This is a genomic window from Shewanella sp. Isolate13 (genome assembly GCF_022398325.1).
Lineage (GTDB): Bacteria > Pseudomonadota > Gammaproteobacteria > Enterobacterales > Shewanellaceae > Shewanella.
In genome coordinates, this window is sequence record NZ_JAKEVD010000042.1 from 19,818 (window position 1) to 36,563 (window position 16,746).

The 16,746-nt window shown below is 44.9% G+C and carries 19 protein-coding genes; 10 read left to right on the forward strand and 9 right to left on the reverse strand.

Annotated features, from left to right (window positions below; all coding sequences use genetic code 11):
* Positions 1–74: 74 nt before the first annotated feature.
* Entirely contained in the window at positions 75–578 is a 504-nt protein-coding gene (locus L1D44_RS19095) for a GNAT family N-acetyltransferase (protein ID WP_239892877.1), read from the reverse strand.
* Positions 579–671: 93 nt separating this feature from the next.
* On the reverse strand, positions 672–1,214 hold the full coding sequence (locus L1D44_RS19100) for a TetR/AcrR family transcriptional regulator (protein WP_239892878.1): 543 nt from the start codon (positions 1,212–1,214) through the stop codon (positions 672–674).
* 524 nt (positions 1,215–1,738) lie between these two features.
* Here L1D44_RS19100 and L1D44_RS19105 point away from each other — a divergent pair.
* The 4 genes from L1D44_RS19105 (at position 1,739) to L1D44_RS19120 (ending at position 5,846) form a co-directional block, all read left to right on the forward strand.
* Positions 1,739–2,059 carry a PepSY domain-containing protein gene (locus L1D44_RS19105; RefSeq protein WP_220770952.1) on the forward strand — a complete coding sequence of 107 codons (321 nt, stop codon included), beginning with the start codon at positions 1,739–1,741 and terminating at the stop codon, positions 2,057–2,059.
* 57 nt (positions 2,060–2,116) lie between these two features.
* Positions 2,117–2,806 (forward strand): response regulator transcription factor, encoded by a 690-nt coding sequence (locus L1D44_RS19110; RefSeq protein ID WP_220770951.1) that lies wholly within the window; start codon positions 2,117–2,119, stop codon positions 2,804–2,806.
* 4 nt (positions 2,807–2,810) lie between these two features.
* Entirely contained in the window at positions 2,811–4,361 is a 1,551-nt protein-coding gene (locus L1D44_RS19115) for an ATP-binding protein (protein WP_239892879.1), read from the forward strand.
* Between the two features lie 96 nt (positions 4,362–4,457).
* The gene (locus L1D44_RS19120) at positions 4,458–5,846 is read left to right on the forward strand and encodes a DUF3300 domain-containing protein (RefSeq protein WP_239892880.1); all 1,389 of its coding nucleotides are present in this window, start codon (positions 4,458–4,460) and stop codon (positions 5,844–5,846) included.
* Positions 5,847–6,097: 251 nt separating this feature from the next.
* On the opposite strand, the gene L1D44_RS19125 is transcribed toward L1D44_RS19120, so the two are convergent.
* Entirely contained in the window at positions 6,098–7,492 is a 1,395-nt protein-coding gene (locus L1D44_RS19125) for a leucine-rich repeat-containing protein kinase family protein (protein ID WP_239892881.1), read from the reverse strand.
* 230 nt (positions 7,493–7,722) lie between these two features.
* Between L1D44_RS19125 and L1D44_RS19130 the strand changes: the two genes are divergently transcribed.
* Positions 7,723–9,042 carry an AarF/ABC1/UbiB kinase family protein gene (locus L1D44_RS19130; RefSeq protein ID WP_239892882.1) on the forward strand — a complete coding sequence of 440 codons (1,320 nt, stop codon included), beginning with the start codon at positions 7,723–7,725 and terminating at the stop codon, positions 9,040–9,042.
* Here L1D44_RS19130 and L1D44_RS19135 read toward each other — a convergent pair.
* Together L1D44_RS19135 and rsmS are read right to left on the reverse strand one after the other, a co-directional pair.
* Positions 9,026–9,754, reverse strand: a complete 729-nt coding sequence (locus L1D44_RS19135; protein ID WP_220770946.1) for a DUF599 domain-containing protein — start codon at positions 9,752–9,754, stop codon at positions 9,026–9,028. The two genes, L1D44_RS19130 and L1D44_RS19135, sit on opposite strands and share 17 nt — an antisense overlap.
* A 101-nt stretch (positions 9,755–9,855) precedes the next feature.
* Positions 9,856–10,020, reverse strand: coding sequence for a pleiotropic regulatory protein RsmS (rsmS, locus tag L1D44_RS19140; protein ID WP_220770945.1), 165 nt, complete (start codon positions 10,018–10,020; stop codon positions 9,856–9,858).
* 176 nt (positions 10,021–10,196) lie between these two features.
* Here rsmS and L1D44_RS19145 point away from each other — a divergent pair, with 176 nt between their 5' ends.
* Entirely contained in the window at positions 10,197–10,424 is a 228-nt protein-coding gene (locus L1D44_RS19145) for a hypothetical protein (RefSeq protein WP_202721754.1), read from the forward strand.
* A 75-nt stretch (positions 10,425–10,499) separates the two neighbouring features.
* Here L1D44_RS19145 and L1D44_RS19150 read toward each other — a convergent pair whose 3' ends face one another.
* Positions 10,500–11,270, reverse strand: coding sequence for an ABC transporter permease (locus tag L1D44_RS19150; protein ID WP_220770944.1), 771 nt, complete (start codon positions 11,268–11,270; stop codon positions 10,500–10,502).
* Between the two features lie 204 nt (positions 11,271–11,474).
* Here L1D44_RS19150 and pepT point away from each other — a divergent pair, with 204 nt between their 5' ends.
* The 4 genes from pepT to L1D44_RS19170 all read left to right on the forward strand — a co-directional run bounded on the left by pepT (position 11,475) and on the right by L1D44_RS19170 (position 14,989).
* The gene (gene pepT, locus L1D44_RS19155) at positions 11,475–12,698 is read left to right on the forward strand and encodes a peptidase T (protein WP_220770943.1); all 1,224 of its coding nucleotides are present in this window, start codon (positions 11,475–11,477) and stop codon (positions 12,696–12,698) included.
* A 140-nt stretch (positions 12,699–12,838) separates the two neighbouring features.
* On the forward strand, positions 12,839–13,525 hold the full coding sequence (locus tag L1D44_RS19160; RefSeq protein WP_239892883.1) for a nucleoside-diphosphate sugar epimerase: 687 nt from the start codon (positions 12,839–12,841) through the stop codon (positions 13,523–13,525).
* A gap of 105 nt (positions 13,526–13,630) precedes the next feature.
* Positions 13,631–14,455 (forward strand): tRNA (adenine(22)-N(1))-methyltransferase TrmK, encoded by an 825-nt coding sequence (locus L1D44_RS19165; RefSeq protein ID WP_239892884.1) that lies wholly within the window; start codon positions 13,631–13,633, stop codon positions 14,453–14,455.
* A gap of 3 nt (positions 14,456–14,458) precedes the next feature.
* Complete coding sequence (locus tag L1D44_RS19170; protein ID WP_239892885.1) at positions 14,459–14,989, forward strand: NUDIX domain-containing protein; 531 nt, start codon at positions 14,459–14,461, stop codon at positions 14,987–14,989.
* 83 nt (positions 14,990–15,072) lie between these two features.
* Here L1D44_RS19170 and L1D44_RS19175 read toward each other — a convergent pair whose 3' ends face one another.
* The 3 genes from L1D44_RS19175 to L1D44_RS19185 are packed head-to-tail and all read right to left on the reverse strand — an operon-like array spanning position 15,073 to position 16,678.
* The gene (locus tag L1D44_RS19175) at positions 15,073–15,447 is read right to left on the reverse strand and encodes a DUF6768 family protein (protein WP_220770940.1); all 375 of its coding nucleotides are present in this window, start codon (positions 15,445–15,447) and stop codon (positions 15,073–15,075) included.
* Positions 15,448–15,453: 6 nt separating this feature from the next.
* Complete coding sequence (locus L1D44_RS19180; RefSeq protein ID WP_345773642.1) at positions 15,454–15,981, reverse strand: RNA polymerase sigma factor; 528 nt, start codon at positions 15,979–15,981, stop codon at positions 15,454–15,456.
* Positions 15,982–16,033: 52 nt separating this feature from the next.
* Positions 16,034–16,678: a hypothetical protein gene (locus L1D44_RS19185; protein ID WP_239892886.1), complete on the reverse strand. Its 645-nt coding sequence runs from the start codon at positions 16,676–16,678 to the stop codon at positions 16,034–16,036.
* Positions 16,679–16,746 lie beyond the last annotated feature (68 nt).

Here is a 16,746-nt window from a genome sequence, read left to right on the forward strand (position 1 = left end):
GTATGCCTCGTTACTCTACTAATTCATGCATTTGCGCCATTTTATGGGCGCACTATAGTTCCTCAATATAAAATTTAAATTTGCTCGTCTGGGTTGCTCCACATAATCGGATTTGCGAATACACCTTTAATACTTGATTGAGATTTGCCAATACCATCTAGTGCACCTTGTGTTAACTCTCGAGCAAACCAGAAGTCTGGCGACTCATCTGAGCCGACAGGCAGTGCGACGTTATGTTTAGCATTGAAGCGTCGTGCATAGTGCTTTGGATCACCAAGAACAAAGATGACATCAGCATCTAACTCGCTTTCAGCTTGATCCATTAATTGTGTCGCATACCCTTTACCTTGATGCTCAGGTAATACTGCTAAAGGCGCTAGCACGAAGCATTTCAAATGCGGGGCTTCATCAATAGTAATTGGGGTGTAGCATGCATGTGCGACACCTTTATACACTATAGAGTAGTTACCCTCTTCGATAAGATCTTCGGCAAATTGTGCATACAGTTTTGCATGTGCTTCTGTGTAGTAGCTGTCCGAGTTAAATGCTTCAAATTGTATTTGATATGGCGTTTTCACTTTCAATTTCTCTCATTCTTTGCAAGCAAACCGAATGGTCGGTTTGCTTTGATATTAAAAAAACACGCACAAAAATGTGCGTGACACAAAAACTTATCGGCAATATTTTTTAATAAATTCTTGCTTGATCTCTTCTATCGGAAAATCATCATTAAGCAGATAGTTCATTGCAATGCCGTCGATTTCTGCAATAAACATTTTGGTGATTACTGATGGATTGAGCTCCCCCTGAGTACGGAAAACCTCTTCAGTAGAAGTTTGTAACCCTTGATATCTTGCTTCAATCAGGTCAACAACGATAGCCCTCGTCGTTGGATGTACCATCACACTAAAGTTAAATTGATACATTTTACGATGCTCAACCACAGTCATCCCATCAAAAATGGAGTTTATGGTCGCCTCAAGTGGGTCAGTCTTGCTGCCTAGATATTCATTACATTTATCATGTTCTTCAATAACTGTTGTTATATGAATGAACACTTCTCTTAGAATATCATTCTTATTTTTAAAGTAATGAAACACCGCTCCTTTTGATACTTCTGCTGTATCGCATATCAATGAAACAGGCGTATTCTCAAAACCATGCTCGGAAAACAATCGAGTTGCGATTTCTATTATTTTTTGCTTTTTGCTCATAGTTAACACCAAATACCGACCGGACGGTCTGGAATTTACACCCTTTGGCTAAAGCTTGTCAATGCATATGTTGGGGCAGAGTAAGCTTTATTTGATTACCATTAATTTTGCCCAAAAACGAAATCCCCCCTGAGAAGGCTCTTTCGGATAGATGATTCTGATGTCTCTACCGCTGTGAGCTTAGGTTTCAAGGTGAGAGATCTCAAAGAGATACTGTTCGAACGGGAGGCATTGATGTTTTAATAGGGACGTTATTGGAAACCGCAGAGCGGCCAAGGATGGTTTTATAGCATCCCATAGAAGTCGCGACATCTGAGTCTATATTAAGGTTCACCTGTGAGCAGTTGGCGTTCTTTGCGACCATAAAGCTCACTCCATAAACAACCTACAACCAAGGTCACTATATTCAGCCAGCGTTCATCTAGTCTTATGTATATCTATGTCTGAACTTGACACCGGCAAGCTAATGACTAATCGAATAGGATCTTTTAAACTGGCTGTATCTCAACCCTTTGGTACCTTTAATGAAAACTGCTTTATCTATCATATTGTTCTCGCTCTCACTATTAGCTGCACAGCCTGCTGCGGCGAGTAGTGTGCATGCCGTTACATCTATGATGTCGGTCTCTATGAAGGCCAATAATAACCAGCAGCAGAAACTAAAGGTTCGCAGCAAAGAGCAGGCCGTACAACTGGCGAAACGCCAGTATCGCGGCAAGGTGCTGAAGGTGCAGTCTAGCCGCGTTAATGGCAACCCCGGTTATAGCGTAAAGCTACTATCCAATGACGGTGTGGTTTTTTATGTCAATGTCGATGCCAAAACAGGCCGTGTTTCTCGCAACTAGCTCTAGGCTATTGCTTGCAACGACTTATTATCGAGCCGAACAACAAGGACCCGGACCATGAGATTGTTATTAGTTGAAGATGATTTAGAGCTGCAATCGAATCTTAAACAACACCTTATCGAGGCTAATTATACCGTAGACACCGCAGATGATGGCGAGATAGGCCTATTCCAAGGGCGCGAATACAATTACGATGCCGCAATTATCGATGTCGGCCTACCTAAGCTTGATGGCATCGCCCTCATCAAAGAGCTTAGAAGCCTAGATATCGACTTTCCTATTCTCATTTTGACCGCCCGAGATAGCTGGCAAGATAAGGTCGAAGGCTTAGATGCGGGCGCCGATGATTACCTCACCAAACCGTTTCATCCTGAAGAACTCGTTGCCCGCCTAAAAGCCCTTATCCGGCGCTCGGCGGGTAAAGCCAGCCCGATTATCACCAATGGGCCTTTTAGCCTAAACACCAGCAGTTTAGAGATCACTAAGTCCGGTGAAACCATCACCTTGAGTGGTTCTGAATACAAGTTATTTGAGTACTTTATGCTGCATATCGGTGAGGTGAAATCAAAAACGGTTTTAACTGAGCATATCTACGATCAAGATTTTGATTTAGATTCTAACGTCATTGAGGTGTTTATCAGGCGCTTACGCAAAAAGCTCGACCCCGATAATCAGCTTGGCCTTATCGAAACCCTTAGAGGGCAAGGCTATCGTCTTGTGTCACTCGATGACGGCGCTAAAAAATAAGCCAATGATTAGCCTTAAGCGCTTGCCGACACTAATGCACTCTTTAAAGGCGCGCCTTATCGTCAGCGCCATGCTGCTGATCTTAGTCTTAATCCCCATCGTAGGTTTAACCCTCAACGACGCCTTTAAATTGCAGGTCAAGAGTGCCTCGGTCAAAGAGCTTAAAGCTTACGTCTACTCCATCTTGGCTGTTACCGAGGTCGACAATCAGCAACTATTTATGCCCGAGGCATTATTAGAAAATCAGTTTAACGTCATTCAGTCAGGGCTTTATGCCTTAATCACCGTCCCTGAACGCCAACATCAAGCACTCACATCATCTACTTCAGAATCGACAAATGAAGCTAAACAGCACTCAAGTTTTGATGCAAAGTTTGTAGAAGCTGAAACCACAAAAGCGGCAACCGCTCCGCTTATCGCCGAGCAGCAAGTCACAGCCGGAACAAAGGTCGCATGGCGCTCCAATTCATTACTTGGAATCGACCTCTCTTCTGCGGTAACCACAGCGGTTCATACCGCCCCGGCATTTCCACAACCCGAAAAAGGCCAAGGTCAATTCAGTGAGATAATTCTTAACGGCGAACCTCATTTGGTTTATGGCTTTAGTGCTAGCTTCGAAACCCAGCAAGTCAATGAGCAAGGGGATGAACAGATCACCCGTTTTCCTATCACGGTTTATATCATTAAAGATCAGAGTGACTATCTGATCCAAGTGAATGAGTTTAATCAGCAACTTTGGCGCTGGTTATTGATCTTGATGGTTGCCCTACTTTCGATTCAGCTCTTGTGGCTGTGGTGGACACTTAAGCCCCTCACTCGTTTACAGCGCGATCTAGCAGCGATTGAAAAAGGTAAAACCGATCACTTAGCAGAAAACTACCCCGCCGAGCTGAGTTCCGTGGCCAAGCAGCTCAATACCTTACTCAATACCGAGCAAAACCAACGTAAGCGTTACCGTAATGCGCTCTCAGACTTAGCCCATAGCCTAAAAACACCGCTGGCGGTCATTCAAAGTCAGAAAGACTTAAGCAAACAATCATTTGAGCAGATATCTCATATCAATCGCATCATTGGCCACCAGCTCAAAAGGGCGCAATCGGCGGCGGGTTCAGCTTGGCACTTAGGTGTCGAGGTGGTGGAGGTGTCAGACAAACTGGTGCGTAACCTACCTAAAATTTACTGCCAACCCGCGATAACGATCACTGAAGATGTCGACCGGAGCACCGTCTTTAAAGGCGATGCGGCAGACTTAAGCGAGATCCTCGGTAACCTAATGGATAACGCCTGTAAGGCCGCAACGAGCCGGGTGTTATTAACGGTTAAGTCTATCGACTCAAGCTTAGTTATTGCTATTGAAGATGATGGCAAAGGGATCGACGAGGCACTGCACTCACAAATATTTGAACGTGGCATTCGTGCAGACTCTTATCAACAAGGCCACGGTATTGGGCTCGCGATTGTGCGTGACTTGGTCGACAGTTATCAAGGACAACTGCTCGTGAGTCGCTCGAAAACCCTCGGCGGTGCTAAGTTCGAACTGCGATTCAAAACCTAATCTAACAGCGCTAACCCAACAGTTTTTAACTTTCAGCTTATGTTCATCTTGGCTTTTTTATACTGATGTTAACGTATACAAAGGTCAGGAGTTCACATGAACAGACTCAAAAAATACTGTTGCTCATTGGTCATCACACTTGTCATCGCAATGCCGTTGATGATTGCCACCACCTCTGTCAATGCACAGGATTACGATCAAAAAGACGCTACATTTGATACAAGCCAGTACAGCGAAGGCCAACTGGCGCAGATGCTTGCGCCTATCGCGCTCTATCCCGATAGTTTGCTCACCCATATTCTCATTGCGGCTACTTATCCCCTTGAAGTGGTGCAGGCTCACCGATGGCAACAAAGTAAACAACACTTATCAACGCAAAAGCAGATTGATAAGGCTGAAGATAAAGGCTGGGACCCGAGCGTTGTGGCACTTATCGCCTTTCCTAATGTGCTGCAAAAGCTTAGTGACGATCTCAACTGGACCCAGTCTCTCGGTGATGCTTTTTTGCAGGATGAAGCCCAAGTACTGGCAAGTATTCAAACCCTGAGACAAGAAGCTGATAATGCTAATAGTCTTGCACAGATGGACAATATGCAGGTCACTCGGGTGAATAATCAGATCATTATCGAGCCAGTGAGCAAAGAGATTATCTATGTGCCCTATTACGACCCAAGAACCGTGTATGGTTATTGGCGCTGGTATAACTATCCGCCAATCTATTGGGCTGTTTATCCGGGTTACGTAAGACCTAGCTATGGCCATTTTTACTGGCGAGCTGGTGTGCACATCAGCTTTAACTATTACTTCAGTGCGTTCCATTGGCATAAGCGTCATGTGGTAGTTGTGCATCACCATAACTCACATAAATATCGTCATCGCGGCCGTATCGTAACCAGTCATGGTGCAAAACGCTGGGCACATAAACCGCAGCATAGACGCGGGGTGGCTTACAGCAATAATGCGCTACGCCACAAGTATAACAGTCATCACCCAAGCCGCGCCCAGAGTAAAGTGCTGCGCCACAACGAGCGCAAACATGTTAATCACAAGATGAACAGCCATGAGCGCATTAACAGCCATGAGCGAGCTAAGAGCCATGAGCGCATTAACAGCCATGCGCAGATCACGCACAAACGTGAGCAGCAAATGCGCAGCAAGTTAAACACAAGTTCAAAGCCAAACTTTAAAACAAATGCAAGACCACATAATAAGCACAGTGGTCAAAGCAACAAAGTATCGCCAAGCCATCAGCAGCACTTTGCTCAAAAAACACGGCCGAATAACACTAGGCCCAATAAGCAACCACAATACTCGGCGCCAAAGAGCCAACAAGTCAAAGCGAATAAAAGTTATAACAGGCATCAAAGCCCATCTCGCCATAGCACTAAGCCACAACAGACAGCGAGAAACCAAGCAACTCGCCACTCATCGCCACGAGCCAGTAAGCCTCGTAGTAGTCATCAATACAAACCGAGGAAGGACTAACCTAAGAGGAAGTAAATCTATCAAACAGTTCAAAAAACTAAGAACCCAGTACAAACTGGGTTCCTTGCTTTAAAACTATTAACCACGAAGCGCTCACTTCGTTTGCTACACATAGGGCACAAAGTAGAAAAAGCTCGGGGTGGCTTTCTTCGTGCTCTTCGTGTCCTCTGTGGTCCACTCTTATCTTTCAAAGTTATCAGATTTTCTCTAGGTCACTTCTCTTAGTGGGTGCATTGGTCAATTGACGGCGTTTATATGTTTAACGACTCTGCATTTTGGCAAACTTCAATCTCTAGCAGTTTAAGCAATTTCAGTAACTGTGCATCCACTTCTTTAAAGCGTGGACGGAATCCCAAATTCGGCTGTAAACAGGCCAGTTTTAACTCCAACAATTCGGCAAGTACCGTTTGTTCTGCATCCGTTGGACGCTGCAGACAATGTTCGAGCAAATCCTCGATTAAGCAGCCCAAGGCGCGGACTTCTATTGCCTCCATCGCCTCTCTTTGCAATAACGGCAGTTGGCGTAAATTTGTCGCGGCACCAAAGTCGCCAAACAGGATCTCTGCATTGGCAGAGTACATGGTGTTGTGGGCGTAAATATCACCATGACTGATTTGATTTTGGTGCAGATGAGTCAGACCCGACGCCATCTGTTTCAGGGTAAGTAATATCGTTTGCAACTCAAACTGAGACTCATCCGAGAAGGTATCTCGGGTACAAGTATCCATTGAGGGCGGCAGGCCTAAATTTTGGTAATGGCTTGGGATAAGCTCCATAACAAGACCAGATTCACCAGCCTGCTTGAGCTTAGCGATGACCTTTATCAGATTGCTATGTTGCCCCGCCTGCAAACAGTTAGCCAATTCATCTTTTGGATAACCGTCACTGGTAACCTCCCCCTTAAATATTTTTACCGCGATATCGGCAGGTGTCGCCATCAACTCAAGAGGTTGATTAAGCCATTTGGCACGGTAAATCACACCCGATGCGCCTTGACCAATCACCTCTTTTAGCTCGATATCGTCTAGGCTAACACAAGGCATTGAGCCAACATCTTTACGCGCTTTTTCAGCCAAGTCCTGCTGTGGAGTGAGCGGACAGCCATCAACGGCTAACCAGCTTAGGCGAGGTAATTGAAATAACCAATCTGGCAATGACTTAAAGCCATTTGCTGATAAGCGAGCGAGTTCTAGATTACGACACTTAGCCATACTCTCAGGTAAACAAGTGAGCTTGTTACCCGCCAGCGCCAATTTCTGCAATCGAAGTAACCTACCCATATCTTCTGGCAAAGAGACAAGATTGTTATCCGTTAAAATAAGCCAGCGGGTATTAACCGGTAGAGCATTTTCAGGAAGATGCTTTAAGTTGTTCGACTTGAAACTGATCATTTCAAGCTTAGGGCACTGTGCCAGTACTAACGGAACAGATTCAAAACAGTTATTGGTTAGAAACAGGATTTTTAATTGGTGCAAGTCACTTAAATTATCCGGTAACTCACTCAGTTTGTTATCTGATAGATCCAGCACTTCTAAGCTATTAGCCAGAGAGAAAATTTCTTGTGGAAACTGCGTTAAACCCTCAGCAAGCTGTAATCGTTTAATTCCCTGTAACTGCCCTAACGCTAACTGCTCGATGCTGTGCAAAATCTTGATCCTAAGTGCGCTGAAAAATAGTCGGCAATACTATACGATTCACAGACACAGAGAAAGCCATTGATAACATGGTCTCTCGCAGCTTGCTTCTTGTTTAAAGTCAGGCCAATGATCCATACCCGCTATATCACGTATTGCATCTATGTATCGTTCAATAATGTATTGATATAACCTTGTATTTTCACTTGGCTCAATTGCCAACTTAGAACTAAGGTCTGTAGATGAAAAAGTCCCAAACCGCTAGCGTTCCCAGTAGTCGCCTGTCACGGCTCAGCTCGTTAGGAGGCTTGGCCTCACGCTTAGCTGGAAACATAGCTGTCGAAGGGGCAAAAAGATTTACTCAGGGGCAAACACCTAAGCTACAAGAGCTAATGCTAACACCAACTAATATTGGCCATATTGCCGACAAGCTGGCACAAATGAGAGGCGCGGCGATGAAAGTCGGCCAGATGCTCTCTATGGATTCTGGCGAACTGATGCCAAAAGAGTTAAGTGATCTATTAGCAAGGTTAAGATCCGACGCCAAAATCATGCCCTATAAACAGCTCGTCACCATGCTAAAGCACAATTGGGGAGATGATTGGTTGGCCCCATTTGCACATTTTGAATTACGTCCATTTGCCGCTGCCTCAATCGGTCAGGTTCATCAAGCGACTCTGGCCAATGGCAACAAACTGGCGGTCAAGATCCAGTACCCAGGGATCCGTAATAGTATCGATAGTGATATTGATAACGTCGCCACCTTGCTTCGAGTCTCGCAATTAATTCCAAAAGGTCTTACGTTTGAGCCATTATTACTTGAAGCAAAAAAACAGTTACATATAGAAACTGATTACCGCGCAGAACGCGCGATGCTACTGCGCTATAAGCAACTTCTTGGCGATGACAATACCTTTGTGCTGCCTGCGACGTATGACGAACTATGCACTGCAGATATTCTGGTGATGGATTTTATCGAAGCGCAAAGCATAGAGTCAGTCGCCAATTTAAGCCAAAACGTGCGCAACACAGTTGCCAGTGAACTGTTAAAGCTATTTTTTAGAGAGTTATTCGAATTTAAGCTCGTTCAAACTGATGCTAACTTTGCCAATTATCAATACCAAAGCTCACAGCAGAAGATTGTATTACTTGATTTTGGCGCTACTCGTGAAATTCCGACTCCGCTATCCGATAATTACGAACAACTGATGAAAGCGGCAAAGGTGAATGACAGAGTCTTAATGGAAGATGCAGCCCAAAAAATAGGCTTCTTCCAACAAGCGATTAGCGAGCAACAAAAGGCGATCATTTTAGATATTTTCTATCAAGCTTGCGAGCCACTTCGAAGTGAACAAGCCTATGACTTTGGCCAGTCTAGCCTAGCGACGAGGTTGAAAGCGGCGGGAATGTCAATGAGCACCCAATCCGATAAATGGCATACCCCGCCGGCCGACGCCATTTTCATTCACAGAAAATTAGCGGGGATTTACTTACTTGCCGCTCGACTCAACGCCCAAATTGATGCCAAGTCTATTTTCGAGGCCACTATTGAGCAAGCTTAGTCCGCTTATCACGCTCTAGTTGTAACAGATCTTGCCCCTCGGTAATCGCCATAACCGCTTTTGACTTAAACTCGCGGCGATATAGGGTGTATACCACGAAAATACTCGCAGAGATCAGGGCTAGCGGATGAATAAACCAGCACAGTGCCGCCATCGAAAAGTAGTAAGAACGTAAACCGTAGTTATAGGAGTGGGTCGCCTGATCCTGAATCACTGCCATCTGTCTAGCATAACGGCGAAGGTTCTCATTAGAACTTGTCTTATCGACAGGCGCGGCTCCCACCATCACATTTAAGAAGCCATATTGGCGCATCGACCAGGTGAACTGAAAGAACGCCATCACGAAGATGAAAGTCAACATACCAAGCTTAAGTTGCACCAAGGCATGGTTAGGAGAGGCGGCAAACGGGATTGTTGCGATCACAGCCTCTAAGCGCTCGACTTGAGCAAACAGGGTTAACACACCCGCTAACACTAGCATGGTGGTTGAGGCAAAAAAGGCGATATTACGCTCAAGGTTTGCCAGCAGCGCAGCATCACTGACTCGTACCTCTCGACCTAGTAGCTCATACATCCAATGAATACGATGTTGATGCAGGCAGCGAGCGATACAGTTGGTGTTCTTTGCTTTACGTTTAGCGAAGTAGGTATAGCCAACCCAGCTAGCAATAAAGCAGAAAGGGGCAACAAGGTCGAGTAAAGAAATGGTCATGCTAGTTTCCATTGAACGGCAACATTTAGTTTAGGCTCTATCAACCGACAACCGAGAAGAGCTATAGCTTGTTAATAAATAAAAGAAATTAAAGTAAAAAGTTATGAGTTAAGTTTAGCTTCTAAGTCAGCTTTTACAATTTCAAGCGCAGCCAAAGCTGTGTTGGGCGCTATCTGATTACTCTCGAGCAAAAAAATCAGATCGACGGCTAATTGCACCTCTTCAGGGGCAGTCTCTAAGCCACTCGCTTGCTTTTTGTCACTCATGATTAAATTAACTCTAATTAGGGGGAAAATAAGTGGCTAAGTATACTCAGAGAGTTCCTCCTTCTCAATTAAGAAACCTCAGTCTAGGGCTTTATTACGGCTCAAAGCCTATATATACTGCGGAGTAGAGACACAATCAATATTGTGATTAGCAAATTCAAAGGCAAAAATTATTTATGGCAAAAATGGATTTCTCGGTGATCAATGACACCACAGCAAAATCTTTTAATGAACAGAAAAACCTGATCAAAAGAGTGTTTAAAGGTAACACTGTTCTCTGCCCTGTGTGCAATCAAGCACTTGAGATGAAATTGCCAGTAAAAGGACAAGAAGACAGTGTTTCTGGGATCTGCTGCAAGAAAGGTTGCACCGATATTGAGCTGGATATGGAGCTAGTGCTTTAAAGCACCCTCTCCTTTTTCAATAAAAAAATGGCTGCCAGCATCTGCTCTGCAGCCATTTTTATTTTAGGGATTAAATCAAATACTTATCCGTACACGCCCAGACTCAGTAATTGCCGAGCGAATACAAAGCACTAAGGTAGTTGATACCGATATCGATAAGGTAACGAAAATAGCCACTGAGATCACCAGCTGATACTTGATTGCGATAAGCGGATCTACGCCGCCTAATATCTGTCCAGTCATCATTCCCGGTAATGTAACCAGCCCCATTGTTGCCATTGAGGCCAAAATTGGCGCGAACGATTGTTGCATAGCCGTCTGCACAAATGGCAGACTCGCCTGAGCTGGTGAAGCGCCCAATGCCAACGCGCCTTGGTACTCATGCTTTCTATCATTAAAGGCTCCAAATAGCCGCTGCAGTGCAACTATGTTGCCGCTCAAGCAATTACCTAGCAGCATCCCCGCCGTCGGAATTAGGTATTGCGCGGTATAAAGCGGCTCAGGAGACAAGAGATAGACTATCATCAGCCACAGTACTGGAAACATTCCTAAAGCTAAGCCTGAGAACACAGGAATATAAAGCAATCTCTTAGGCAGTTTCGCCTTACTAATAATTGCACTCGAACCCACCAATAGCATCACCAATAGCCAAGCAAGATTTACCCAGAGATTATCGAGTAAAAAAAGGTATTGCAGGTAGAGGCCAACCAAGATCAGTTGCGCCGTCATACGCACAACCGCCCAGGTCATATCACGGCTAAGACCCAATTGAAAATAGCGCCCTATCGCCATAGGAACCAAGAGCACCAGCATAAATAGGCCTAACTGAAGCCAACCTATATCCATTTATATTTATCTCTTAAACAATAAATCTGTTGCCAATATAACCAAACCATGGGCAACACGATAGCGCCGCGCTCACTAATATTTCTATCAAGATTAGCCTGACGAATTATTCATCTATTGAGAAAAACTTGATCGATATCTAATGATTTCCACTTTTGCCTTGTTAGACTCGGAACACTTTTTGCTATTTTAGAAACTAAAATTATGAAGCAGCAGCTACTTGAGCGATTCTTGAGTTACGTCAGTTTTAACACTCAATCTGACGGCCAAAGTCAGAATGTACCTAGCACTCATAGCCAATTTGTATTTGCTCAACATTTACGTCAAGAGCTTGTCAGCCTTGGCTTTGAGGATGTACAACTCTCAGATAAAGGATATTTAACTGCAACGGTCCCCGCTAATGTAGAGGGCGTCCCCAGTATCGGCTTTATCGCTCATTTAGACACGGCTCCAGACTACAGCGGAGAGAATGTATCTCCACAAGTTATTGAAAACTATGATGGTGAAGATATTCAGTTGGGCCTCGAAGAGGTGTTGTCACCAAAACAGTTTAGTAGCCTAAAGCAATATGTTGGCCAAACCCTTATCACAACTGACGGCAGTAGCCTATTAGGGGGTGACGATAAAGCGGGCATTGCCGAGATCATCAGTGCGTTGCACTATCTACTGACTCATCCAGAGATCCCCCATGGCAAAATCCGACTCTGTTTCACACCTGATGAAGAGATTGGCCGCGGGGCTGATCATTTCGATGTTGAGAGCTTTGGTGCGCAATGGGCCTACACCATTGACGGCGGCCAAGTCGGTGAGCTTGAGTATGAAAACTTTAACGCAGCCACCGCGGTAATCACCGCAACGGGTAACAACTGTCACCCAGGTACCGCATATGGCGTTATGGTTAATGCGCAAACCATCGCGGCACGATTCCACGCAAAAATGCCACTAAAAGACACTCCAGAGCACAGCCGCGATTATGACGGTTTCTTTCATCTGCTTGGTATGGAAGGCGTTACCGAAAAGGCGACACTGACCTATATCATTCGCGATTTTGACTTTGAGCTTTTTGAAAAGAGAAAACGTTGGTTGACTGAGCTGGTCGAAAAATATAATGCCGAATTGCCTATTGGCCAGTTAACGATAGAGATTCAAGACTCCTACTTAAATATGAAGCAGCAAGTCTTGCCGCACCCGCATATTATTGACATCGCTAAACAAGCGATGCAAAACTTAGACATAGAGCCGATAATCAAGCCTATTCGTGGTGGAACCGATGGCTCGCGTCTATCCTATATGGGGCTACCTTGTCCAAACCTATTCACCGGCGGGCATAACTTCCACGGTAAGCACGAATATGTGTGTGTCGAGTCTATGGTAAAAGCGACAGAAACCATCATTGAAATAGCTAAACTTACGGCGCAGTACAAGTAATTCACCCTATAGATACATCATAAAAAGGTCTGCCATGCAGGCCTTTTTATTTGCCCTAATTAACCCTAAACAAATAGTATTTGCTTCCTTGAGCATACTCACTAAACTGACATCATCAATCCCCTTAACTAAGGCTGGAAATGAACGCCGCTATCATTGGTGCCACAGGACTTATTGGACAACTACTGCTACAGAAATTAATCGATTCAGGGCAATATGAGAATATTCTAGTGCTTGGCAGAAAGCAGCCGCACTACCTCAATAAGCAAGGTACACAAGTCAGCTTTATCTCGTGTCAACTCAGTGAGCTTCCCAGCCTAGTACTCCCCTTTGCAGTCGAACATGCCTTTTGCTGCTTAGGCACCACGATTAAAAAAGCCGGTAGCCAAGCAGCCTTTATCGCGGTGGATAAAACAGCCTGTATCGAGTTTATTGCTAAGTGTGAAGCAAGCAATAACTATGTGGTTACGGCACTAGGGGCAAACAGTCAGTCAAGTGCCTTCTATAACCGTATCAAGGGTGAAACCCAAGAGGCTCTTGCTGAACAGCTAAATCAAAGCCAGAAACCAGAAAGGTCTAGGCGATTATGGCTGTTTCAACCCAGCTTATTACTAGGTGAGCGCAAGGAAAATCGCACACTAGAAGATATAGGCAAACTGCTATTTAAGCTTATCTCGCCGCTGTTTATTGGTTCTCTCAAGCAGTATCGCCCGATTGAGGCCGAAAAAGTCGCGAACTCTATGCTAGCTCATTCTCTAGAAGCCCAGAACGCACAATCAGCATCGACTCAACTTGTCACCCTCGTTGTTAACCAAGATATGCTCTAGCTCTAGCTCTAGTTCCCGCTCAATTAACGACTCTAGCACTGCCTCTTGGCTCGCGGCTATTGACTCGACACCGGTCGTTTCATTTAAAATAGCCGCCCTTATTCAATGTCACCGAGAACTCCCTTGAAGATCAGCCAGCGTCTGCAGCACATAAATACCCTAATTAACGCTCCTTACGATCATATTTGGGACTGCTGCTGTGATCATGGCTTATTAGGCGCTGCACTGTTAAAGCGAAAGGCGGCTCGCAACATCCATTTTGTCGATGTTGTGCCAAACTTAATGTTTGAGGTAAAACTGAAGCTACAAAGATTCTTCCCTGATGCAGAGCTTGATAAACCTTCGCTCGATATAGCATCGCTATGCGTCCCGTCAGCAGATAGCCTCTGGCAAGTACATTGCGTCGATGTGGCTAAGCTCGATTTGGCCGAAAAGTCCCAGCGTCAGCTCATTATTATCGCTGGGGTCGGCGGCGATCTCACTATTGAGTTAGTCCAGCAAATTATGGCTCGCCACCCGCAGCACTCACTGGAGTTTATTCTCTGCCCCGTGCACCACATCTATAAGGTGCGCACAGCAATGCAACAACTGGGCTTAGGTCTAGTCAATGAGCACTTGATGCAAGAAAATAAACGTTTCTACGAGATCTTGCATCTGTCGACTACTAGCCAGATCCCACTCACTTCTGTGGGCTCGGTCATGTGGGATCTGGACCGCGAGCTTGACAGGGACTACTTGCAAAAAAGCCTAAAGCACTATCGAAACATTGAGCAAGGTTTATTAAAAACGCAGCAAAATGGCTTGCTCACTGCTGAGCAGCAAAAAGAAAAAACAACCATAGACCAAGTTATCGCCGAATATCAGGGCTTAGGATATAATCCTGCGTCTTTACTCTCCCCAGCGATTCCTAGTCAACTTGAGCCGAGCTAACCTATGCGCCTGTTAAAATCTACCATTCATGCCGATATCGCCCACCTTGCCGCAGATGAACTTACAGCTAAAAGCTTTCATCGCCAAGCTGCTCGCGGCATCATCCTCAAAGGCAAGGAGATCTTAATGCTCTATACCGAGCGCTACCATGACTACAGTATTCCAGGTGGTGGCATCGATGAGGGTGAAGAGATTCAAAGCGGCCTCATTCGTGAGCTAGAGGAAGAAACGGGGGCGCGGCATATTGAGATTGTCAGTGAGTTTGGTCGCTACCAAGAGTTTCGCCCTTGGAATAGGGATGGCTTCGAAGTGGTGCATATGGAATCATTTTGCTTTGTTTGCGATATTCACCCTGAACTCGGCGAAACCAAATTAGAAGCCCATGAGATCCAAAACGGCATGGCCCCAGTGTGGATCAATATTCATCAAGCCATCGCTCACAACGAGCACACTATGGCTAACAGTCCTAAGAAGGGCATGTCGATTGAGCGAGAAACCTTTCTACTAAAGCAGATCGTGGCAGAGCTTTTATAACTGGCTAAACTTCCCCATCGCTAGACCTAAAAGCGTGAACCGATCCTAATGCAATGGTAATAGCTCAGTTCACGCCCAATAAACTAATCATCTACGGATTGAAGTTTAGCGATGGCCAGTTCCAAACGCTTTATCTCCCGTGCAGTCGCGTTGCGATTCATCTCGTTATAGATCCACATCTTAATCGCAATTTGCATCATACTTGCAAGGAGCAAGGTTACGCCCCACTTGATCAACGCCACCGGACTGACGACCACAAAAAAGAACTGATAGCCAGACCACAACATAAGCAAGCTCAGCATAAAAGCAATAATGCTCATTAATATCATCCAGCCCCCCAAACGCCCCTTATAAGCATCTCCCAACATGGCAAACAGGCTGGGGTCACTTTTAAGCTGGCTGTTTATCTGCTCGGACTCTTTAATCAATTGCTGACGGATCTTCTTGTCGATATCCATATACCTTTACTCCTGCTCTAATATTTGCACTAATGCTTGCTTTAGGCGCTCTCTTGCCCTAAATAAGCGTGATTTGACCGTTCCAGTAGGGATCTCAAGTACATTGCCAATCTCTTTTGCACTCAAGCCCTCGAGGTAAAACAGGTGAATAACCTGCCCTTCTATCTTTGGCAAAGATGCAATAGCCTGAGTTAAACTATCGTCTTCAGCCATGGCCGTAACTTGCTGAAGATCGCTAGGCTGCAGCGCTTGATACCGGCTCTCGTGCTTAATGATGTCTAACACTTGCCAGCGAACCAGCTTAAATATCCAACTATTTATCGCCGCAGGATCTTCTAATCGCGTAATGGTCTTAGATAAGCGGATCAACGCATTATGCGTAGCGTCTTCTGCCATAGGCAGTTGTCCACATAATTTGACCCCGAAGCTAATCGCGCTCGGATAAAAGTGCAGACATAGGGCAGAAAATGCATCACGGCTTCCTGCCTGAGCTTCTAATACCCAAAGTTCGATCTGCGCTTGTTGTATGCTGATAAAGGCTCTCCATGATTGTTTTTAATAAAGACGATGCTGCGGATGAAAAGGTTCACGCTACACAATAAAAAAGGGCGCTGTTAACGCCCGATGATTCCCCTTCAATGTTGAGTAACTCTGGTATTGATGCACTACTACTTGATGTTGGAGTGGAAGAGGAGGATGTCTCATCTTTGTTTGGGACATACCTAATCGGATCGTCTGTTGTAACTCCTACGGTTAAAGCAAATGAACCTTGACTGGTCAGCTCATATCCAAAAATGATTTCTCGGTCTTCTGTTGTTGATACCTCGGTACTAAAAACCGGATATAAGATTTGATCTTGCCTTACTGCATTAAATGAGTCAGATAAGTTAAAAACTTCACGGCTTACAGCCTGCATTGCCAACGATGGCTCCCCTTTATAAGGTCCTTCTTCGACTGTAATTTTATCATTATTAGTTACAGCGGTACGGACAACCAACAAGCCAACTTCATCTGAATGACCGACTAATTTAAAACATTTTCTAAACCTCTCCCCTTTCGGTATTTGATATTTCTTAAATTTGGGGATATCAAATTCAGCCTCAAGCTCAACCACCTGACCTAAAGTACATTCTAAATATGGCACCGGGGGTGGTACCACGACTGGCGGAGGTGTGGCACTAACACCAAAAACAATCAATGAAAGCATTATTCCAATAATTATATTGTTCATAGAAAACTCCATTTACTATTATTAACGACAAGCTGGCTATATCCCTCCAGCGCTTCCATTAATAACCC